We start from the raw sequence: 20890 nt of genomic DNA on the forward strand, positions 1-20890 counted from the left end.
ATTACGGCCCTGCCGGCCGTCATGCCACGGCAGGTTCGCCGGCCCAGTAACGGTCGATGTCCTGCAGGCGCCACTGAGCTGCGCTTTCCGTGGAAACGATGCGCTCCTGGCAGCCCGGCGCGGCCAGGTCGAGCAGAGTCGGGACGATGCAGGTGCCGGCGCGGATGGAAAAAAACACGCGCACGGTGGGCTGGGTCAGCGGCTTGCCCGGCGACTGTCCCACCACCACGGCCAGGCGCTCCGACTGCAGCCGCACCAGGGTGCCCAGCGGATAGATACCCAGGCATTTGACGAAGGCGGCAAACAGTTGCGCGTCCAGGTGCCCGCCGCGCCAGCCTGCCATGCGGCGCAGCGAATCGGCCGGGCACCAGCCCTGCTTGTACGGCCGGTTCGAGGTGATCGCGTCGTACACGTCGCAGATGGCGCCCATGCGCGCAAACAGGCTGATTTCCTCGCCGCGCAGCCCCTTGGGGTAGCCGCTGCCATCAAGTTTTTCATGGTGGTGCAGGCACACGTCGAGCGCCACCGGGTCGATCTCGCCCACTTCCTGCAGCATGCGGTGGCCGGCGGCCGGATGGGCGCGCACGGAGGAAAATTCCGCTTCGCTCAGGCTGCCCGGCTTGTTGAGGATGGCGGACGGCACGGCCATCTTGCCGATATCGTGCAGCAAACCCGCCAGGCCGGCCGAGCGCACCTGCTCGGGCGCCAGGCCCAGCTCCCTGGCCAGCGCCGTCATCAGCGCGCACACGGCCACCGAGTGCATATACGTGTAATTGTCGGCGGATTTCAGGCGCGCCAGGCCCAGCAGGACGTCGCCGCCGCGCTGCATCGAGGCGGCAATATCGTCGACCAGTTCGTAAGCTTGCGCCGCGGACAAGGCCTTGCCCATGCGCACCTCGTCGAACATCGTCTGCACGGCCTGGCGCGAGCGTTCGATCTGGCGCCGGGCGCGCGCCAGTTCCTCCTCGCGCGAGCGGGGCGGGCCCGGATCGGCGACGGTTTTGCTTGCGGGCACCGTCGCTGGCGCGGCCGCGGGAGCGCCTGCCGCGGCCGGCGGCGCGGCAGAAGGCACGGCGGGCGGCGCGACTTGCGGCGCCTGCCCGCGCGTCGTGTCGATCCACACTTCGCACAGGCGTGCCGAGCGGATACGCTCGAGGTCAGCCGGCGACTCCAGCAAGAAAGAACGCGTCCAGAAAGGGGTATCGAGCCAGGAACGGCCCAGACGTTCGACATACATTCCCAGCATCAGTTCGCTACTCGTTATTTTTTTCAGCACGGCGGTTCTCCAGACATTCAGATCGCAGCATTTACTTGCGCATTATCAATATCATACGCCAAAAATAACGATTACACCAAATATATTGCTTTATATGGCATAATCACAACATAAATAAAAATAATCACCAATTCTATCATTTTCATTTCGTAAAATGTTGAATCAACAAATATATCAATTCAGCCATATTGCCTACGCTAAACTGTATGTCTGGTGCTGATGAGGGATGCGATATGCCTGCCGGCGGCCGCGTGGGCCGCCACGCAGGCTGGACGTGCAGGAGGGAAGTGCGTGAGCGCCAGACGCCCCGAAGTGGGGCTGGCGCTATGCAGAAAGGAATGTCAGGCCGCTGGGCGAGCGGGCTGGCGGCCGGCAGCTTAGCGCGGCACGTAGCGCCAGCCGGCGTTTTCCAGCATGAAGGTCAGTTCCGTCTTGATGCCTTCCGGGCGGCTCGGCACGCTCAATTGCGTATCGCACACAAGGTAGCCCGTCTTGCGCTTGACGTCGCACTCGTTGACGGCCTTGACCTGCATGGTGCTTTGCGCTTCCTGCATCTGCACGTCCTTGGCCGCCTCCGGATTGCGCGCCACTTCTTCCTTGGCCCAGGCGCGTATCATCGCTTGCGCCTCGGCCGGCGACGGTCCCGCAAACTTGGCGTCCTTGCGCTCGACGCCGACCCAGGTGCCGTTATCGTTACGTAGCGGCAAGACCATAAAACCGTCGCGCATGCCGGCGCTCATGCCGACCAGGCACACCACCTCGCCCGGCACTTCCTGCGACTCCTGGCAACCCTGCAGGCTGGTGGCCTTGACGGGAATGGGAACCGGTATCGACGATTGCATCCTGGCTTGCGTTTTGGCCACGCCCGCCTGCACGGCGGCCTGGATGTGTTCGAGCGTGGGCATGGTAGCGGCCTGGGCCGGCAAGGCGGCGAACAGGGCGGCGGCGGTCAGGGCGAGGGTAGTCAGGCGCATGGGTGTCAAAAGTAGTGATCAAAGGCCGGCAGTCTAGCACTTTGCATAAAAAACAGCTGTTTCTATAGAGAACTATCCACGGCATCGTGCGCGAGAAAGGCGCCGCCCCCGTCCGCCTGTCCGCGCAGGCGCAGGCCGATGGCGCGCAGCATCTCGACCAGCTCGCGCAAGCGCATGCCCTCGTCCGTCAGCTGGTATTCCACCTTGACGGGCACTTCCGCATAGATCGTGCGCGTCAGCAAGCCCGCCTCTTCCAGCGCGCGCAAGTCCAGGGTCAGCATGCGCTGCGAGATATTCGGCACGGCGCGGCGGATTTCGCTGAAGCGCTTCGGCCCCGCCATCAGATAGCTGAGCAGCACAGCCCTCCAGCGCCCGCCCAGCAAACGCATGGCTTCTTCCACGGCGCAGCCGGAGACATTGTCCTTCATGGCGATCCCTATCTGGTATAAAAAATGTACCTATACCACATTATTCTGCCTTCTTCCAAATAGTAACTATCGCGATTAGACTGCCCTTCCCTCACCTGAATGGAACTCCAGCATGGAAACCACCCTGATCTACAGCGTGCCGTTCGGCTGCTCGTTTGCCGCCATCGCCGCCCTCGAATGGAGCGGCTTGCCGTATCGCCTGGCCCGCGTCGAAGCGCGCGACCCGGCCAGCAAGCAGCATCCGGCCTTTCTCGCCATCAATCCGCTGGGCCAGACGCCGGCCCTGCTCACGCACGCGGGCACGCCGCTACTGGAAAGCATGGCGATCCTGCTGCATATCGCCGCCCGCGCGCCGGACAGCGGCCTGGGCTTTGCGCAGGGCACGCCCGCCTGCGACCGCCTGAACAGCGCGCTCTCGTTTTTGCACACGACCTTCCACGCGGCCTTCATGCCCGCCTTCCAGGCGTCGCGCGCGGCCGATGGCGATGCGCGCGCGGCCGTCTGGCGCGAAATGGCCGTCGAGAAGGTCAACAAAAGCCTGGCGCACCTGGAACGCCTGCTCGATGGCCGCGCCTGGCTCGCTTCCGATGCCGCGCCGACGATTGCCGACGCCTACCTGGCCGCCACGGCGCGCTGGGCCGAACCGCTGCAGCTGGCGCGGCTAAGCGACTATCCGCAGGTGGCGCGCGTGCTGGCGGCGCTGGAACAGGACCCCGGCATCCGCTTTGCCCACGCCATCGAGGCGGGCTTGCCGGCCGCCAGCCAGGGCGGTTTCCTGGGCCACGTGGCGCTCGACCAACTGGCGCTGCCGGCCGGCTAACCGGCGGTCAACTCCCGCAGCGGACGCGTCTTTATTGCTATGATGTCGGGCTGCCGGCGGTACAGCCGGCCACGTTCATATCACATCAACAACGTCGCAATAACATTGGGAGTTTGAATGAGTTTACGTCTGCTGCTCTTGGGAGCATTCAGTGCCGCCATGGCCACCACCGCCGTTGCTGCGGAATCGGCGCTGGCCGCGCCGCGCGGCTTCACCGTGGAAGACATGGTCGCCATGGAACGGGTGGGCAGCCCCGTGCTGTCGCCGGACGCCACGCGCGTCGTCTACACGGTGCGCACGACCAACCTGGAGAAAAACCGCGGCAACACGCAGCTGTGGATGATCGACCTGCGCGCGCCGAACGCGGCGCCGCGCCAGCTCACGCGCGGCGACGCCAGCGCCAGCGATCCGCAATGGTCGCCGAACGGCGACGCCATCTACTTCCTGTCCGGCCGCTCCGGCTCCTCGCAAGTGTGGCAGCTGCCCCTGAACGGCGGCGAAGCGGCCAAGGTCACCGACCTGGCGCTGGACGTCGACACCTACCGCTTGTCGCCGCAGGGCGACCGCCTGGCCTTCAGCATGGGCGTCTACCTCGATTGCGCCGACATCGCTTGCACCAGGAAGCGCCTTGATGAAAAAACGAAAAACAAGGCCAGCGGCATGGTCTACGACCAGATGTTCGTGCGCCACTGGGATACCTGGGCCGACGGCCGCCGCAATGCGCTGTACTCGGCGCCGATCGACGCGGCCGGCAAGGTCAGCGCCACGCCGGTGAGCCTGAGCGGCACCCTCGATGGCGACGCGCCATCGAAGCCATTCGGCGACAACAGCGAATACCACTTCAGCCCGGACGGCAAGACGGTGGCCTTCTCCGTGCGCGTGGCCGGCCGCACGGAATCGTGGTCGACCAATTTCGACGTCTACACGATTCCTGCCGCCGGCGGCCAGGCGCCGCGCAACCTCACGGCCGACAATCCGGCCTGGGATGCGAAAGCCAGCTATTCGCCGGACGGCCGCACCCTCGCGTATGTCGCCATGACCAAGCCTGGCTTCGAAGCGGACCGTTTTCATTTGGTGCTGATGGATGTCGCCACGGGCAAGAAACGCACCGTGGCCGACGACTGGGACCGTTCCGTGGCCGATTTCCGCTGGACGCCGGACGGCAAGGCCTTCCTCGTCGCCGCCGATGACGTGGGCCAGCACCGTCTGTTCCACATCGACGCGGCCAGCGGCAAGGTCAACGCGCTGACGGGCAAAGGCGCCGTGGGCGACTTCGACGTGCGCGGCAATACCATCGTGCTGACGCAAGCGAACCTGGCCTCGGGCGCGCAGCTGTACACGCGCAAGCTCGACGCCAAGTCCGAATCGGCACCGATGGTCCAGCTGACCAAGCAGAATGCGGCAGCGCTGGCCAACGTGCGCTTCGGCGAATATGAGCAGTTCTCGTTCGCGGGCGCGGATGGCGAAACCGTCTACGGCCACGTCATGAAGCCATGGAACGCCAAGGCCGGCGAAAAGTATCCGATCGCCTTTTTGGTGCACGGCGGCCCGCAAGGCAGCTTCGGCAACAGCTGGAGCTACCGCTGGAATCCGCAAGTGTATGCGGGCGCCGGCTACGCCACCGTCTTCATCGACTTCCACGGTTCCACCGGCTATGGCCAGAAGTTCACGGATGCCATCAGCGGCGATTGGGGCGGCAAGCCGCTGGTCGACCTGCAGAAGGGTCTGGAAGCGGCCACCAAGAAGTTCCCGTGGCTGGACCGCGAGCGCAGCTGCGCGCTGGGCGCGTCCTACGGCGGCTACATGATGAACTGGATCGCCGGTAACTGGCCGGACGGCTTCAAGTGCCTGGTCAACCACGACGGCGTTTTCGACAACCGCGGCATGGCTTACGCGACGGAAGAACTGTGGTTCACGGAATGGGAAAACGGCGGTACCTATTACGACGCGCCGGCCAAGCACGAGCAGTTCAACCCTGTCAACTTCGTGAAGAACTGGAAGACGCCGATGCTGGTGGTGCAGGGCGACCTGGACTTCCGCATCCCTACGGCGCAAGGCCTGGGCACCTTCACGGCGCTGCAGCGCCGCGGCATCCCAAGCAAGCTGCTGGTCTTCCCCGACGAAAACCACTGGGTGCTGAAGCCGGCGAATTCGCTGCTGTGGCATCACACGGTGCTCGATTGGTTGAATACGTATACAAAGAAATAACCCGCAGCAAAGAAATAACCCGCAGCGCAAAGGCTGGGGTCGGACCCTCAGGGTCCGACCCCGGTACTTCGCCTTCAGGGGTTAAAAAAACCGCGCGGTGCATCTCTGCACCGCGCGGTTTTTTGTTTTGTAGATACTGTTATCCCCGTCAAGCGGCGTGCAAGGCCGGATCAAATATTTTTCCCGACCTGAGCACGCCGAATGCCACGTGCACCAGCTTGCGCATCATGGCGCCGATGATCAGCTTGGGCGCTTTGCCGGCGTCACGCAGGCGCTGACCGAAGCGCTTGCCCCAAGGCGTCTTATGGACTGCCACCATGGCCGGCATGTACAGTGCCTTGCGCAGGAAACTGTGGCCGACCTTCGACATGCGTGGCTTGCCACGCACGCTGGAACCCGACTCGTGCTGGCGCGGATCGAGGCCCGCAAACGCCACCGCCTGCTTGGCGCTGTCGAAGCGCTCAGGATTGGCGTAGTAGGACAGCAGCACGGGAATCGTGCGCTCGCCCAGGCCAGGGATGCTATCGAGCAATTCGCGCTTGCCGCGTAAATCCGGGTCGTCATCGATATGACGGCGGATCGCCAGGATCAGCGCCTTGATCTCGGCGTCGAGCCAGGCAATATGATCCTCGATACCCTGGCGTACCGCCGCGCGCGCCACTTCAAGCCGGTTGCTTTCCTGCTGGCGCATCGCTTGCAAGGCATCGAGGCGCAGCACCAGCGCGCGCAGCGATTGCTCGGCCGGCGATGGCGCCTGCCAGGGCTCTGGCTGGCGTTCATGGGCGAAGTCGGCGATCAGCTGTGCGTCGACCTTGTCGGTCTTGGTGCGCACCAGGCGCGAAGCGCTGAAGGCCTTGATCTGGGCCGGATTGATGACACTGACCACCATGCCAAGTCCAGCGAGATATTCGGCAACCCCTTCCCAATACGTGCCCGTCGCTTCCATGCACACCCTGGGGCTGCCGGCAGCATGCTTCAGCAGCCATGCGTGGAGCGCGGTGAATCCTTGGTGGTTGTTCTCGACAACCTTGTTACGATGCTTGCCGTTGGGCAGGCGCAGCGCGCAGTCGAGCTTGGCCTTGGCAACGTCGATTCCTAAATTAAACATGCTGTGGTCCTCTTGCGATCTACCTTGCAAATGCGGGCTAACCGGCATGCCGGTGCCAAAGATACTGTCCGATCTTGACATGGAGGATGGGTAACTGGTGCGAGATCTACGGAGCTGGCTCGGGGCCTAAGGGCGGATACGGCATCCAGTTACCCGGTCTTGATATGCCTACCAAGATTTTGACAGCGGTCGATACCGTTCGCAATACCACGAACGGCATGAGGGGAATAATACAAGGTCGGATTAGCGCCGCGCAGCGGCGCGTAATCCGACATCACCACCGCTCCCGCTCAATAGCTATTGAGCGCCTTGGCGAACTTCACGATCCACAAACGGCTAGGACGCTCGCGGTCGTCGCCGCGCGCCACGCGGATGGTGTTGGCGGCATTGCAGGCGGCCGCGCTGCTCGTGACGATGGTGCCATTGGCATCGACCGTGCACTTGGTCACGTCGGCGTCCGCCACTTCCACGCCATTCGCGTCGAAGACCTTGGTTTTCAGGCCGAAGTCATTGTCGTTGGCCAGCGCGATGGTGGAGTCGTCGATCAGGGTCAGGCCTTCGGCCTTTTCCGCCGCCCAGCCGATGGCGTTCAAGTCCAGCAGCAGCGTTTTCTTCAGCGGCGTGACAGCGGCCCAGTCGGCGCCATTGACGGCGGCGCCGCCCATGCTGCTCTTCTCCAGGTCGGACGTCGTCGCGTTGAAGGCGGCGGCCGCGATGTCGGTGGCGCCCTTCAGTTCGACCAGCATCAGCTTGTTGAAGACCTTGCCCGACGGTGCGGCGCCCTGCTCGATGACGAGGAACTTGCCGCCGCCCAGCGCCACCATGTCGCCCAGCTTGGCGTTGCCCGTGCGGCCATCCTGGTAGTCGGCCGCGTTGAGCGGATACGCATACATCTTGCCGCTGGTGCCCGTCACCGGGTCGAATTCGATCCAGCGCGTGAAGCGGGCAAAGCGCTCGACCTGTTCATTCTTCTTCGTCACAGAATATGGTGCCGTGCCGTCGGACAGAGGGCTTTGCAGGAAGGCGTACAGCTTGTCGTTGCTCGTATCTAAGGTCATGCCTTCCATGCCGCGGTTCGCGCGGCGCTTGGCGAACAGCGCCGGCAAGCCCTTGCCCGGCTCGTACTTGGCCTGGATGATACCGGTGGCCGCATCGATCCTGACGATGAAGGGACCGTATTCGTCGGACACCCACAGCGCATTGCGCTTGGCATCGACGACGATGGCTTCCGAATCGAGGCCGCCCGCATTGAAGACGGCCTTGCCGGTCGCGTCGAACTTCATCGCATCCATGACGGGCATCTCGGCCGAATTGCCGACCGCGCCCACGGGCACGGGCAAGCCCGAGCTGTTGACGGTGGCCGACACCTTGATCGGCGTCGACGAACCCAGCACGGCGCCGTTCTTGCCGACCGTGATCACGCCGAACGACGGTGTAAAGCTGGGCGACGGGAAGATCTTGCTGCCGATGGTGCCCTTGCCCGATGGATCGGGCACCAGCGGGCCGTCGCCGTTCGGGCCGCGGTCCGTCAAGCCATAGAATTCCAGGTCGCCGGCCGCGTTCTTGCCCTTGTAGGCCAGGCCCGAGCCGTACGACGGCAGGAAGCCGTTCGGGAATTCTCCCTTGATTTTCGCATTCGCGCCTTCGTACGGCACGTAGAATTTGTCGGCCGCCTGGATCTGGTAGCGCGTCACGGTGACTTTCACTTCGCCGACAGGATTGGCCTGTGTCAGCGCCTCGTTGACGGGCGCGCCCGCTTTCGAGGCCAGCGTGTCTTCAAAATGCTCGCGCACGAGGGCGCGGCGTTCGGCATCGACCGTGCGGCCGGCGAATTTCCCGCCCACGCTGGCCAGGTGCGCGGCCAGGGCCGTGTTGAAGACGGCCGGAGCGGTGGCAAAGTCCAGTGTCTTGCCGGCCAGCGCGGCCTTCACTTCGGCCGTCAGCTTGATGCCGTTCGACGGATCGCTGTCGTCGTCGAGCAGTTGCAGCGCCAGCAGGCGGTTGACGACCTTGTCATCCGCCACATTCGTGCTGGCGGCCAGCGCCAGCGGCGTGACGACGGCGCCGCATGGGGCCGAACCGAGGGCCAGGCCGCCCACGCTGAAGGCTACCGTCTCGCCCGGGTTGCAAATGAATTCGCCCTTGGCGTTGGTGCTGGCCTTGGGGGCGCTGCCGGCCACATAATCGAGTCCTTCCACCGCGCCGTCGAGGAACACACCCGTCTGCGCCACGGGCTTGGAAGGCTCCGCCGGCGGATTATCGCTGCCGCCGCAAGCGGCCAGGGCCAGGCCGGCGGCGATGGCCAGCAGGGTCAGTTTCGGGGTCGACGTTACAGCAGTATTCATGCATTCCTCGGCTAAGGTGGGATTGAAGCCGTGGAGAGTAACTGTTCAAAGTGACAAGCCCATGACAGCCGTCACGCCAGTGGCGTATCCGCAACAGGTCCGCCGATGCCGCCGAAGCGGCCATCGGCCTGGCGCCGGAATTCCTTCGGCGTGACGCCCTTCACCTGCAGGAAGCGGCGGTTGAAGTTGGCCACGTTCTGGAAACCCACGTCGTAGCAGACGTTCGACACGTATTGGTCGGTGTCCATCAGCAGCTGGCACGCCTTGTTGATGCGCAGCCGGCTGACGAAGTCCGTAAAGCTGTTGCCCGTCGCCTTGCGGAAGAAGCGCGAGAATTTACTCAGCGACATGCCCACCTGCTCGGCCAGCATTTCCGCCGAAATCGGCTCGCGGTAATTGTCCGTGATGTAGTTGAGGACGGAATTGACCTTGGCCAGGGTGGCGTCATCGTCATAGGAACGCAGCGAGGCGCTCGACAGCAGACGGTAGTTGGCCGTGCGCGCCAGCTTGCTCATTAATTGCACGAATTCGGCGAAGCGCTCGGCGCCATGCGTGGCGCGGATGCGCGCCAGGTGGCGCTCGGCCTCGTGGCCCATGTCGAAAAATTCCACGCCATAGCTGGAGCGCTCGAGCAGCGGCAGCAACTCGCGCAGTTCGGGAATCACGCGCGCGGCGCCGGCCAGCGGCGCATGGGCGAACTGCACGATCATGTCGCGCAGGGCCACGCCGCCCTCCGGCATCACGTTGGAAATCCAGTTGTGCGGCAGGCGCGGGCCCGTCAGCACCAGGTGGCCGGGCGAGAATTCGCCGATATAGTCGCCCACGAACAGGCGCCCGCTGGTGGCGACGATGAGGTGCAGCTCATACTCTTCATGACAGTGCCAACGCACGCGCGAGCTGGGATAGCCATGTTCCAGGTAATTGATGATGCCGTCGTAGCTTTCGCGTTCCAGCTCGGGCGCCTTGCGCTCGCTGTCCTTGTGCCATAGGTGTTCCATGCTTGTCTCTCTCAGGCTGTCCCCGCCCGTGCCATCGAATGTACCTCAAAAAGCTTCACTCGCCAAAACGGCCCAGCGTCTGCTGGCGAAATTCCTTCGGCGTCATGCCCTTCAACTCCAGGAAGCGCCGGTTGAAATTGGCCACATTGTTAAAACCCGCCTCGTAGCAGATGTTGCTCACATAGCGCTCCGTCTCCATCAGCAGCTGGCACGCCTTGTTGATGCGCAGGCGGTTGACGAAGTCCGTGAAGCTGTTGCCCGTGGCGCTGCGAAAGAAGCGCGAAAACGTCCGCTCTGGCATGTCCACCTGCTCGGCCAGCTGTTTCAGCGAGAACTGGCTGCTGTAATTGTGCACGATGAAGTTGATGGCCGAACTGATGCGCGCCAGTGCCACGTCGTCGTCGCTCGACTGCATGGGCACCGTCGACAGCAGCTGGTAATCGCTGGTCTGCGCCAGTTCTCCCAGCAGGGTGAGAAATTCGATGAAGCGCGGCAGGCCGCTCGTGTCGCGGATGCGCCGGAAGCGCCGCAGCGACTGTTCGCTGACGCCAAAGAATTCCACGCCGTGCAGGGCGCGCTGCAGCAGCGGGAAGATGCCCTTCAATTCGGGAATGGCGGCCGCCATCGACGCCAGCGGCGCATGGCCGAACTGGATCACCATGTCGCGCAGGGCCACGCCCTCGGCCGGCGTGTCGAGCGAGACCCAGTTGTGCGGCACGCGCGGCCCCGTCAGCACCAGGTGGCCGGGTGTGAACTGACCGATATAGTCGCCGACAAAGACCTTGCCGCTGCTCTCGACGATCAGGTGCAGTTCGTACTCGTCGTGATAGTGCCAGCGCACCAGCGCATTCGGAAAGCCGTGCTCGAGGTAGCGGATGAAGCCGAAACTGCCTTTCGGCTCGAAGCCGGGCGTGGCGTCGCGCTGCTGTTCCAGCTCCATCTGCGGCAACGACGGTGGCATGGCGCGCCCGCCCCGTCAGGCGACGATCTGTTCCAGCGCCGCGCGCGCGCCCAGTCCATACAGCCTGGCCAGCGACTGCCCCACCGCCTGCGTGAACGCGGGTGCGTCAGACAGCTCGCCAAACAGCTCGCGCAAGGACAGCAGCGCCGCGGCGTCCGCCTTTCCCTGCAGCGCCAGCGCGCGCAGGCGCGCCGCGTACGGGTCGTTCAAGGGCATCTCACGCCCCTGCTCGTCGTGGCCTTCCAGGTAGCGGAACCAGCACGCCACGGTAAACGCCAGCAGCGTGATGGCGCCGCCTTGCGCCAGCGCTTCGCGCACGGACGGCAGCACGAATTTCGGAATGCGCGCGGAACCCTCCGTGCCGATGCGCGCCAGTTGGTCGCGCACGGCCGGATTCGAAAAGCGCTCGATCAGGGTGGCCTTGTAGCGTTCCAGATCGATGCCTGCCACGCTATCGAGCAAAGGCGTGACCTCGTCGTCCATCATGCGCCGCACGAGCGCGCGGATGCCCGCATCCTCCATCGCTTCATGCGCAAACGTGTAACCGAGCTGCATGCCGATGTAGCACAGGGCCTGGTGGCTGGCATTCAACAAGCGCAGCTTCATCTTTTCATACGGCAGCACGTCGTGCGTCATCTGCGCGCCCACCTTTTCCCAGGCCGGACGGCCCAGCGGGAACTCGTCTTCGATGACCCACTGGCGGAACGGCTCGCACACGACGGGCCAGGCGTCGACGATGCCGAAGCTGTCGCGCACCAGCGCCCGGTGTTCATCCGTGGTGGCCGGCGTGATGCGGTCGACCATGCTGTTGGGGAAGCTGCCATGCGTGGCCAGCCAGCGCGCCAGTTCTGCGTCGCGCAAGGCGACAAAGGCCAGCAGCATCTTGCGCGTCACGTCGCCATTGTTTTGCAGGTTATCGCAGGACATGATGGTAAATGGCGCCAGTCCCCGCTGGCGGCGCAGGGCCAGCGCGGCGGCCAGATAGCCGAACGAGCAGCGCGGCGCCTCGGGATGCGCCAGTTCGTACGCAATGTCGGCATGATCCGCATCAAACTCGCCCGTGCCCTGGTTGACGTAATAGCCGCCCTCGGTGATGGTCAGCGCGACGATGCGCGTGCCGGGGTCGGCCAGCTTTTCCAGCACGGCTTGCGGGCCGTCGGGCGCATACAGGTAGTCGCCGATACAGCCGATGATGCGGGCGCTATCGCCGGCCGCGCTGCGCTCGACCACCGTATACAAACCGTCCTGCGCCCGCATGGCGTCGCGCATGGCCGCGTCATGCGCGAGCAAGCCCACGCCGCAGTATCCCCATTCTGCGTTGCCGGGCAAGGCCAGCAAATCGTCGAGATACACGGCCTGGTGGGCGCGAAAAAAACCGCCCACGCCGATATGCACGATGCCGGGCACGAGCGTCTCGCGCGCATACGCGGGCACGGCGACGTTCGCCGGCAGCTTGGCCAGGTTCGATTGCTTCAATGCGATCGCTTCCATTACAGCGCTCCTTTCGTCGCCGCGTAGGTCTTGCCTGCACGGTCGAAATAATGGACGAAGCCCGGCTCGAACGTCAGGTGCGTCTGCTGGCCCGGCTGCAGGCTGCTGCGCTCCGCGCCGCGCGACACCACCTGCACATTGTTCGGCAAGCGCACATAGGTCAGCGTTTCCACGCCCAAGGACTCCACCAGGTCGACGGTGACGGGCACGCTGCCCGGCTGCGCCGCGCCCAGGTGCACGTGTTCGGGGCGGATGCCGACAAAGCCGTCCGCCTGCGCCGTGCTGCCCGCCTGCGCCAGCAGCTGCGGCGCGGCGTCGGCCGGCACCACGTTCATGCTGGGCGTGCCGATGAATTGCGCGACGAAGCGGTTCGCCGGGCGGTCATACAATTCCAGGGGCGAGCCATGCTGCTCGATCTGGCCGTCGCGCAGCACCACCACGCGGTCGGCAAGGGTCATCGCCTCGACCTGGTCGTGCGTGACATAGATGGTGGTGGCGCCCAGTTCGCGGTGCAGCTTGGCGATCTCGATGCGCGTCTGCACGCGCAGGGCCGCATCGAGGTTCGACAGCGGCTCGTCGAACAAAAACACTTTCGGGTCGCGCACGATGGCGCGGCCGATGGCCACCCGCTGGCGCTGGCCGCCCGACAATTCCTTCGGCGTGCGCTCCAGGTAACGGCCAAGGTCGAGGATGGCCGCCGCCTTGTCGACTTTCTCGCGGATGATGGCCGGATCGACGCCGGCCAGTTTCAGCGCGAACGACATGTTCTGGAACACCGTCATGTGCGGATACAGCGCGTACGACTGGAACACCATCGCCAGGTCGCGCTTGGACGATGGCAGCGCCGTGATGTCGCGCCCGTCGAGCGACAGCTTGCCGCCGTCGATCGGTTCCAGGCCCGCGATCAGGCGCAGCAGGGTGGATTTGCCGCAGCCCGACGGCCCCACGAAGACGACGAACTCGCCCTGTTGGATCTCCAGGTCGATGCCCTTGATGGCGCGGTGCTCGCCAAAGAATTTCTCGATATTGCTCAGTTGAAGGTAAGCCATGATGTCATCCAATAGTGTTTACTTAACAGCGCCGAAGGTCATACCCTGGACCAATTGTTTCTGGCAGAACCAGCCCAGCGCCATGATCGGCGCGATGGCCATCAGGGAAGCGGCCGACAATTTGGCCCAGAAGAGTCCTTCCGGGCTCGAATACGAAGCGATGAGCCAGGCCAGGGTGCCCGCGTTGGAGGCGCCCAGGTTCAGCGACCAGAACGATTCATTCCACGACCACACCATGCAGACCAGCGCCGTGGAAGCGATGCCGCCCACGGACAGGGGCAGCACGACGTGGCGGAATTCATCCCACACGGTGGCGCCGTCCATGCGCGAGGCCTCGAGGATTTCGCGCGGCAGCTCCTTCATGCTCGTGTACAGCAGCCAGATCATGATGGGCAGGTTCATCAGCATGAACATGATGGTCAGGCCGATGCGCGTATCGAGCAGGCCGAAGTACTGGTAGCAGATATAGATGGGCATCAGCGCGCCCACGCCGGGCATGTAGCGCGAACTGAGCATGAATTTCAGCAAGCCGATGGTGCCGCCCGTGGGAAAGAAGGCCATCGAATACGCGGCCGGGATGGCGATCAAGAGGCCGATGGCCGTCGATACCACGCTGGTAAACAGCGAGTTCCACGCGTAGCCGAAGTAATTGTCGCGCGCCAGCACTTCACGGAAGCTGTCCAGGGTCGGCGTGAAAAACAGCAGGGGCGGCGTGGAAATGGCTTGCCCTTCCGTCTTGAAGGCCATCAGACCCAACCAGAAGATGGGAAAGAACAGCAGCAGCGCGCACAGCCAGGCGGCGGCCGTGCGGCCATACAGATTGAGTTTGCTATGCATCAAGGTCTCCTTATTTCGACAGATTCTTGCCGATGACGCGCATCAGGAAGAAGGCGGCGATGTTGGCGATGAGCACGGCGAACAGGGCGCCGGCGGAAGCCGCTCCCACGTCATAGGACAGCAGTGCCTGCTGATAGATCATGAAGGTGATGGTCGTCGTGTCGAAGCCGGGACCGCCGCCCGTCGTGGTAAAGATTTCCGCAAAAATCGACAGCAGGAAGATCATCTCGATCATCAGCACCACCGAGACGGCGCGGCCCAGGTGGGGAATGTAGAGGTAGCGTAATTGCTGCAGGTAGGTGGCGCCATCCATGCGCGCCGCCTCCAGCTGTTCGCGGTCCATCGATTGCAGGGCCGTCATGAAGATCAGGCAGGCAAACGGCAGCCATTGCCAGGAGACCATCATGATGATGGAAAACAGGGGGTGGGCCGACAGCCAGTCGACGGGCGTGGCGCCAAAGAAGAGGCTGATCTGCGCAAACAGGCCGTAGATCGGATTGAGCAGCATGTTCTTCCACATCAGGGCATTGACGGCCGGCATGACGAGGAAGGGCGAAATCAGCAGCACGCGCACGATGGCGCGCCCCGGGAACGCTTCATTGATCAGCAAGCCCAGCGCCGTGCCCAGCACCACCGTGATCAGCATCACGGAAAACAGCAAGGTAAACGTGTTCTGCAAGGCCGGCAGGAACGAGGCATCGGTAAAGAAAAAGTGGAAATTGGCCAGACCATGGAAAGGATGGCCGCTCGGATCGAGCATGGAATAGCGCACGAATGCGTAATACAGGGTGATCAACAACGGGATCACGGAAATGACGGAGACGGCAAGCACGGCCGGCGTCAGCAAAGTCCGGGGGATAATGCGTTTCATAGGATACTCTTGGGACGTGAGGGAATGATCATCAACAGAAATCCGGGGTCAGACCCGTCGGGTCTGACCCCAGTTTTAAGCCACCAATCTCTTCGCCTGTTGATAAACCAGACGGCAAGAAAGGTCTTACTTGTAGTACCCACCCTTGCGCATCTCACGTTCCGCCGTCTGCTGCGACAACTCCAGCGCCTGCTCCACCGTCACCTTGCCCAGCAGCGCTGCCGCCATCTGCTGGCCGGCGGCTACGCCGATCACCTGGAATTCGGGAATCGACGCGAATTGCACGCCCACGTACGGCGACGGCGGCAAGGTGCTTTGCACGGCGCGTGTGGTGGCCAGGGCCTTGCCTTCGGCGGCGGCAAATTTCGCCACTTTCTGGAACTCGGGGCTCGCATACGTCGACTTGCGCGTGCCCGTCGGCACGTTCGCCCAGCTCGTTTCCTTGGCCACCAGTTTCACGTAATCGGGCGAGGTGGCCCAGTTGATGAAGCGCTGCGCCTCGTTCGGATGCTTCGAGCTCGACGGGATGGCCAGCGACCAGATCCACAGCCAGTTGGCACCCCGCTCCGTCACGCCGACGGGCGACTGGGCGAACGCCACCTTGTCGGCCACCTTGCTTTGCTTCGGATCGGTGATGAAGGAGGCGGCGATCGTCGCGTCGATCCAGATGCCGCACTTGCCCTGGTTGAACAGCGCGAGGTTTTCATTGAAGCTGTTGGCCGCCGCGCCCGGCGGGCCGTATTTCTTCATCAGGTCGACATACATGGTGACCGCGTCCTTCCACGGCTTGCTGGTAAATTGCGGCTTCCATTGCATGTCGAACAGCTGGCCGCCGTAGGAATTGGCCATGGTGGTGATCAGCGCCATGTTGTCGCCCCAGCCCGGCTTGCCGCGCAGGCAGATGCCGTACACGCCGTTGGCCGGATCGTGCAGCTTGGCCGCCACGTCGCGCAGCTGGTTCCAGCTGGGGCGGTCCTCGATCGTCACGCCCGCCTTTTTGACCAGGTCGCTGCGGTACATGATCATCGAGCTTTCGCCATAGAACGGCGACGCGTACAGCTTGCCGTCGCCGGACAGTCCCTCGCGGATGGCGGGCAGCAGATCGTCGATATCGTATTTGGCGTCGGGCTTGATCGGGATCAGCCAGTTTTTCTTGCCCCAGATGGGCGTCTCATACAGGCCGATGGTCATCACGTCGAACTGGCCGCCCTTGGTGGCGATATCGGTGGTCATGCGCTGGCGCAAGACGCCCTCTTCCAGGGTCACCCACTTGAGCTTGATGTCGGGATTGGCTTGCTCGAAGAACTTGCTGAGCTTTTGCATTTCGATCATATGGCCGTTGTTGACGGTGGCGATGACGAGGTCGGTTGCGGCAAAAGCGGACGAGCTGAGGCAGAGCGCGCCGGCGCACAGCGCGGCAATGGCGGAACGTTTCATTGTGTGTCTCCAGTGTTTTTTGTCGTTGGCAATGCTCAGGTACTTAGCACCACGACCACAATGTAGCACCGGACTTTGATACTTTCTGATACTCCAAAACCGCAATTCGATACTCTTTTGCACCCCCTCCATGCACCAGAGTATCGATATTGAGTAAAAACAACACTTTGAAAGAAAGTATCGGTACTTGTTCGATTTGTATCAGGGTGGTTAAAAAAGCGCTGCTAGACTTGGTTTTCGGCATTAGACCGTGTGCGGTGACCGGCCTTCCGGGGCGCCACCGCTACCACCAACATTCTTCTGGAGACCGCATGAATCGCACTGCATTGAAAACTTTACCTGCCCTGCTCCTGGCCATCGCCAGCGCTTCCGCCATGGCCGACCCCATGTACCCAAGCGACGCCGAAGGCTTCCATGGCTACTTGCGCGCCGGCGCTGGCAGCAACACCTCGGGCGGCGGCGGTTCGCAAGGCTGCTTCGGTCTGGGCGGCAATACCATGAAATATCGTCTGGGCAATGAGTGCGACGCCTACACGGAATTCGGCTACACCAAGTCCGTCGCCCAGTCCGGCGGCGTGAACTATCTGGCCACCATCTGGGTCAACGCTTACGCGCCCAACTCGGATTTCGGCGACAACAAACTGGGCATCGTCAAGGCCTATGTCGAAGCACAGGGACTCGATTTCCTGAACGGCGGCACGGCCTGGATCGGCAAGCGCTTCTACTACCGTCCTGACATCCACATGCTGGACTTGCAGTACATCAACATGAACGGCACGGGCGCCGGCCTGGACCGCATTCCTGCGGGCCCCGGTAAATTCTCGTACGCTTTCTTCAAGGACAACGACATCAACACCGTGTCGAAGACCGGCGTCGTCAGCACCAAATCGGCCGTGCGCCAGAACTTCATCTACGGCGAGATTCCCGTCAATGAAAACGGCACCCTGGACCTGGCCGCGACCTACATCATCGGCGAAGGCAAGGACAACGACGCTTACGGCCAGAAGCACAATGGCTGGCAATTGTCGGCCTTCCACCGCCAGGCGAAAGTGTTCGGCGGCGGCAATACCTTCGGCGTGCAGTACGGCGTCGGTCCTGGCACCGGCAAGGGCGCGCAGTTCGGCGCGTCGGGCGACACCAATTTCGGTTCGGACGTGAAACGCACGCGCATCTTCAATGACATGGCGATCCAGCCGATGGCCAACTTCGGCATGGAATTCGTCGCCCTGTGGCAAAAAGACGAATCGAACGCCAACGGTTCCTCGACCTGGACCTCGGTCGGCGTGCGTCCCGTGTACGCGTTCACCAACAACTTCAAGCTGGTGGGCGAACTGGGCACGGACCGCGTGACGCAAGCGGGCGGCCTGCCGGCCAAGCGCCTGACCAAGCTGACCATCGCCCCGACGATCTCGGCCGGCCCTGGCCTGTGGTCGCGTCCCGAGCTGCGCGCTTTCGTGACCTACGGCAAATGGAACGATGCGGCCACCGCCTCGGTCAATGCGTCGAACAACGGCGGCCCGATCTACAACAACAATACCAGCGGTACTTCCTATGGTTTCCAGGTAGAGACGTGGTTTTAAGCTGAAACAACCCAGAAGCAAAGGCTGGGGTCAGACCCGACGGGTCTGACCCCGAAAAAAGGGCGGAACCGCGGTTCCGCCCTTTCCTGTTTACCCTGCCGGATTCAACTTACGGCAAGGCCACCGGCAGTTCCGGATACTCCTGCGTCAAGGCATACTTGGTGCCGCCCACGGTGACCGTGTAGTTGGCCGGTCCCGAGATCGGCAGGCGGTAGTTCAGGGTCAGCGCCACGGAGCCGCCCGGCGCCAGCGATTGCCAGGCGGGAATCGCAAAGCGGGCCCGGTTGTAGTTCTTCGTGAAGCCGCCGATATTGTTCGGCCCCGTGTAGCCGGCATTGATCACCGTCAAGCCGAAGCCGGACTGGTCGCTCATGTCCGACGGCGCCGAGACGGGATAGTCGAACTCCACCACGGTGCCGCCCGGCAGGGTCGATGTGGTGTTGTTCTTCACCGTCATCACCGGGTTGATGGGGAAGTTGTTGTCGCCCAGCTTCCAGCCGCCCAGGGTGATGCTGACGTTGGCCGCCGTGCCCGGCATGGCGATTTCGGCGCGCTTGTTGCCGTACGCGCCAGCCGCGCGGAATGCCTGGTACAGCACGTCCGTCAAGGTGGTGCCCATGAAGTACTCGCCCTTGCCGCCATTACGCGTGGCATCCCATGCATAGTCGCCCGCCATTTCCCAGATCATCACGCCGCCGATATTGTTGTTGACGATGTACTGGGCCTTGGCCGCGATCGACTGCGTGGTTTCCGTGGAAATGAAGACTTTCTTGGTCGCATTCCACAGCCACGGCGCCACCATGGTGCTGCTGTAGTACGGCACATACGTGCCCACCAGCGCCTTGTCCGTGACTTTATACGCGTCCAGGTAGCTTGGAACGATGCCGTTTTGCAAGTTCAACGCATGCCAGATGGGGTTGCCGCCGCCTGGCGTGGGCTTGCCTTGTGAATCGAGGTCGTACCACACGTTGTCGATGCCGGTGGCGCCCGTGCCGCACGTCTTGGTGCCGGCGCAGGTGACGGTGGAGCTGATCAGCGGCGTCGTGCCCCACAAGCCATTGGTGCCGCCCGTCACATCCTTCCAGCCCCGCGTGTAGAACGGCACGCCGATATTGATGCGGCCCGCCTGCATGGCGCCCCGGTAGTAGCGGTAGGCCCAGTCCGTGTTCAGGTAGCCGATGTTCTGGAACTGGTAGGCGTTACCGGCACGCAATTCGCCATCGTTGCCATCGTCAAACAGCGCCGCGTTCGGTCCCACGTACTGGTTCCACGCACCGTGCAAGTCATAGCTCATCAGGCTGGCGTAATCGAGATATTTCAATCCCGACATATTTTCCTCGCCCCGCAAGACCCAGCCCGAGGCGGAACCGGCGATGGTGAGCAGATAGTATTTATTGTCCTGCACGGCCGCTTCGTCGAGTTTCTGGCGCAGCACTTTCAGCAGCACGTTGTAGCTCGTCATCAGCCCGGCCAGCCGCGGTTTCGACACGGCGAAGTCGTTCGGATTGCCCGCTTCATTGTTGGTGGTCGGGTGTTCGTAATCGACGTCGACGCCATCGAAGAAGTTGTACTGGCGCACGAAGGCCACCATCGAGTCGGCCAGGGTGTTGATGCCGGCCGTGTTGATGCTGCCGTCCGCGTTCGTCGTGGCCGTGTAGAAGCCGCCGCTGCCGGCCCAGCCGCCCACGGAAATCATCAGTTTCACGCCCGGATACTTCTTCTTGTATTGCGCCAGCAAGTTGAAATGGCCCTTGTACGGCAGGGACGGGTCCATGGCCGCGGCCGGCACGTTGGGCCAGGTGAGGCCCGTATCGGGGTTGGCCGCGCCGCTGCCGATGGCGATCTTCGACGTGGCCGGATCGACGGAAGCGAACGCATAGTTCAGGTGGGTGATCTTGTCCCAGGGCAGGTTATTCACCAGGTAAGTCGGGCTGCCATCGACGCCCGTGCGCCAGCTGGCGAAATAGCCGACGATGCGCCGGTTCAAGCCATTGCCCAGCACTTCGCGCCCATTCGCGTCATATACCTTGCAATACGGCACATTCGGCACGGCCGAAATCAGGCCGTCGGGACGGCAAGCCGTGGGGGTTGGCGTTGGAGTTGGCGTTGGCGTTGGCGTTGGCGTTGGCGTCGGTGTCGGTGTCGGTGTCGGTGTCGGTGTCGGGGTCGGTGTCGGGGTCGGGGTCGGGGTCGGCGTATCCGTCACGGCCCACGGGCCCCACTGGTCGGCGGCGCTGGGGACATTGCCTTGCGTCCACCATTTGGCCTTGTAGGTGACGCCCTGGTACGTCACGCACTGGCCGCCCGTGTAGACGGTGGCGGCATCCCAGACGGCGCACGCTTCCACGGCGGCGAGCAAGGTGTTTGGCGTGGCGGTCGTGCCTTCCTGGCCCCCGCCGCAAGCGACGAGCACGCCGCTGAGCAGGGCCATCAATAATGCATTCGATTTCATGTTGTGTTGGTCTCCGTTATGGTTGTACATCGAGAGCTGTTGCAGGCCCCTCGAG

Annotated in this window: 16 protein-coding genes; 3 read left to right on the forward strand and 13 right to left on the reverse strand. The window is 63.2% G+C overall.

Translation table 11 applies throughout. The features are described 5' to 3' along the window. Positions 1 to 19: 19 nt before the first annotated feature. From OX462_RS18700 to OX462_RS18710, 3 genes are all read right to left on the reverse strand, one after another. Positions 20 to 1276 (reverse strand): HD-GYP domain-containing protein, encoded by a 1257-nt coding sequence (locus OX462_RS18700; protein WP_230506163.1) that lies wholly within the window; start codon positions 1274 to 1276, stop codon positions 20 to 22. Positions 1277 to 1653: 377 nt separating this feature from the next. After that, positions 1654 to 2250 carry a hypothetical protein gene (locus tag OX462_RS18705; RefSeq protein ID WP_409026775.1) on the reverse strand — a complete coding sequence of 199 codons (597 nt, stop codon included), beginning with the start codon at positions 2248 to 2250 and terminating at the stop codon, positions 1654 to 1656. Positions 2251 to 2312: 62 nt separating this feature from the next. Then, complete coding sequence (locus OX462_RS18710; protein ID WP_121668977.1) at positions 2313 to 2678, reverse strand: winged helix-turn-helix transcriptional regulator; 366 nt, start codon at positions 2676 to 2678, stop codon at positions 2313 to 2315. A gap of 112 nt (positions 2679 to 2790) precedes the next feature. On the opposite strand from OX462_RS18710, the gene OX462_RS18715 reads away from it, so the two are divergent. Further along, a complete protein-coding gene (locus OX462_RS18715; protein WP_121668976.1) occupies positions 2791 to 3498 on the forward strand; it encodes a glutathione S-transferase family protein in 708 nt (235 codons plus the stop codon). A 117-nt stretch (positions 3499 to 3615) separates the two neighbouring features. Next, positions 3616 to 5706, forward strand: coding sequence for a S9 family peptidase (locus OX462_RS18720; RefSeq protein ID WP_409026776.1), 2091 nt, complete (start codon positions 3616 to 3618; stop codon positions 5704 to 5706). Positions 5707 to 5854: 148 nt separating this feature from the next. Here the strand turns inward: OX462_RS18720 and OX462_RS18725 are convergent, their stop codons facing one another. From OX462_RS18725 to OX462_RS18765, 9 genes are all read right to left on the reverse strand, one after another. Beyond that, positions 5855 to 6814 (reverse strand): IS110 family RNA-guided transposase, encoded by a 960-nt coding sequence (locus tag OX462_RS18725; RefSeq protein WP_121668350.1) that lies wholly within the window; start codon positions 6812 to 6814, stop codon positions 5855 to 5857. Between the two features lie 290 nt (positions 6815 to 7104). Continuing rightward, positions 7105 to 9159 carry an esterase-like activity of phytase family protein gene (locus tag OX462_RS18730; protein WP_409026777.1) on the reverse strand — a complete coding sequence of 685 codons (2055 nt, stop codon included), beginning with the start codon at positions 9157 to 9159 and terminating at the stop codon, positions 7105 to 7107. 71 nt (positions 9160 to 9230) lie between these two features. Then, positions 9231 to 10157, reverse strand: a complete 927-nt coding sequence (locus OX462_RS18735) for a helix-turn-helix domain-containing protein (protein ID WP_409026778.1) — start codon at positions 10155 to 10157, stop codon at positions 9231 to 9233. A gap of 55 nt (positions 10158 to 10212) precedes the next feature. Continuing rightward, positions 10213 to 11118 (reverse strand): helix-turn-helix domain-containing protein, encoded by a 906-nt coding sequence (locus tag OX462_RS18740; RefSeq protein ID WP_409026779.1) that lies wholly within the window; start codon positions 11116 to 11118, stop codon positions 10213 to 10215. A gap of 15 nt (positions 11119 to 11133) precedes the next feature. Beyond that, positions 11134 to 12609 carry a mannitol dehydrogenase family protein gene (locus OX462_RS18745; RefSeq protein ID WP_409026780.1) on the reverse strand — a complete coding sequence of 492 codons (1476 nt, stop codon included), beginning with the start codon at positions 12607 to 12609 and terminating at the stop codon, positions 11134 to 11136. Then, positions 12609 to 13658 carry an ABC transporter ATP-binding protein gene (locus OX462_RS18750; protein WP_409026781.1) on the reverse strand — a complete coding sequence of 350 codons (1050 nt, stop codon included), beginning with the start codon at positions 13656 to 13658 and terminating at the stop codon, positions 12609 to 12611. Before OX462_RS18750 ends, OX462_RS18745 begins: the two co-directional genes overlap by 1 nt. Positions 13659 to 13676: 18 nt before the next feature. Next, complete coding sequence (locus OX462_RS18755; protein WP_070219870.1) at positions 13677 to 14495, reverse strand: carbohydrate ABC transporter permease; 819 nt, start codon at positions 14493 to 14495, stop codon at positions 13677 to 13679. 10 nt (positions 14496 to 14505) lie between these two features. Further along, on the reverse strand, positions 14506 to 15366 hold the full coding sequence (locus tag OX462_RS18760) for a carbohydrate ABC transporter permease (RefSeq protein ID WP_070219872.1): 861 nt from the start codon (positions 15364 to 15366) through the stop codon (positions 14506 to 14508). A 126-nt stretch (positions 15367 to 15492) separates the two neighbouring features. Continuing rightward, a complete protein-coding gene (locus tag OX462_RS18765; protein WP_070219874.1) occupies positions 15493 to 16803 on the reverse strand; it encodes an ABC transporter substrate-binding protein in 1311 nt (436 codons plus the stop codon). A gap of 311 nt (positions 16804 to 17114) precedes the next feature. On the opposite strand from OX462_RS18765, the gene OX462_RS18770 reads away from it, so the two are divergent. Then, entirely contained in the window at positions 17115 to 18383 is a 1269-nt protein-coding gene (locus OX462_RS18770) for a maltoporin (protein ID WP_070308472.1), read from the forward strand. A gap of 109 nt (positions 18384 to 18492) precedes the next feature. On the opposite strand, the gene OX462_RS18775 is transcribed toward OX462_RS18770, so the two are convergent. After that, a complete protein-coding gene (locus OX462_RS18775; protein ID WP_409026782.1) occupies positions 18493 to 20835 on the reverse strand; it encodes a chitinase C-terminal domain-containing protein in 2343 nt (780 codons plus the stop codon). Between the last annotated feature and the right edge of the window lie 55 nt (positions 20836 to 20890).

This window comes from Janthinobacterium aestuarii, assembly GCF_046113285.1.
Lineage (GTDB): Bacteria > Pseudomonadota > Gammaproteobacteria > Burkholderiales > Burkholderiaceae_D > Janthinobacterium.

Excerpts from the sequence above, each read along its gene's own strand:
- OX462_RS18720 (WP_409026776.1), top strand. The coding sequence starts at position 3,616 with ATGAGTTTACGTCTGCTGCTCTTGGGAGCATTCAGTGCCGCCATGGCC.
- OX462_RS18755 (WP_070219870.1), bottom strand. The coding sequence starts at position 14,495 with ATGCATAGCAAACTCAATCTGTATGGCCGCACGGCCGCCGCCTGGCTG.
- OX462_RS18725 (WP_121668350.1), bottom strand. The coding sequence starts at position 6,814 with ATGTTTAATTTAGGAATCGACGTTGCCAAGGCCAAGCTCGACTGCGCG.
- OX462_RS18740 (WP_409026779.1), bottom strand. The coding sequence starts at position 11,118 with ATGCCACCGTCGTTGCCGCAGATGGAGCTGGAACAGCAGCGCGACGCC.
- OX462_RS18765 (WP_070219874.1), bottom strand. The coding sequence starts at position 16,803 with ATGAAACGTTCCGCCATTGCCGCGCTGTGCGCCGGCGCGCTCTGCCTC.
- OX462_RS18750 (WP_409026781.1), bottom strand. The coding sequence starts at position 13,658 with ATGGCTTACCTTCAACTGAGCAATATCGAGAAATTCTTTGGCGAGCAC.
- OX462_RS18770 (WP_070308472.1), top strand. The coding sequence starts at position 17,115 with ATGAATCGCACTGCATTGAAAACTTTACCTGCCCTGCTCCTGGCCATC.
- OX462_RS18705 (WP_409026775.1), bottom strand. The coding sequence starts at position 2,250 with ATGCGCCTGACTACCCTCGCCCTGACCGCCGCCGCCCTGTTCGCCGCC.
- OX462_RS18760 (WP_070219872.1), bottom strand. The coding sequence starts at position 15,366 with ATGAAACGCATTATCCCCCGGACTTTGCTGACGCCGGCCGTGCTTGCC.
- OX462_RS18775 (WP_409026782.1), bottom strand. The coding sequence starts at position 20,835 with ATGAAATCGAATGCATTATTGATGGCCCTGCTCAGCGGCGTGCTCGTC.
- OX462_RS18710 (WP_121668977.1), bottom strand. The coding sequence starts at position 2,678 with ATGAAGGACAATGTCTCCGGCTGCGCCGTGGAAGAAGCCATGCGTTTG.
- OX462_RS18745 (WP_409026780.1), bottom strand. The coding sequence starts at position 12,609 with ATGGAAGCGATCGCATTGAAGCAATCGAACCTGGCCAAGCTGCCGGCG.
- OX462_RS18715 (WP_121668976.1), top strand. The coding sequence starts at position 2,791 with ATGGAAACCACCCTGATCTACAGCGTGCCGTTCGGCTGCTCGTTTGCC.
- OX462_RS18730 (WP_409026777.1), bottom strand. The coding sequence starts at position 9,159 with ATGAATACTGCTGTAACGTCGACCCCGAAACTGACCCTGCTGGCCATC.
- OX462_RS18735 (WP_409026778.1), bottom strand. The coding sequence starts at position 10,157 with ATGGAACACCTATGGCACAAGGACAGCGAGCGCAAGGCGCCCGAGCTG.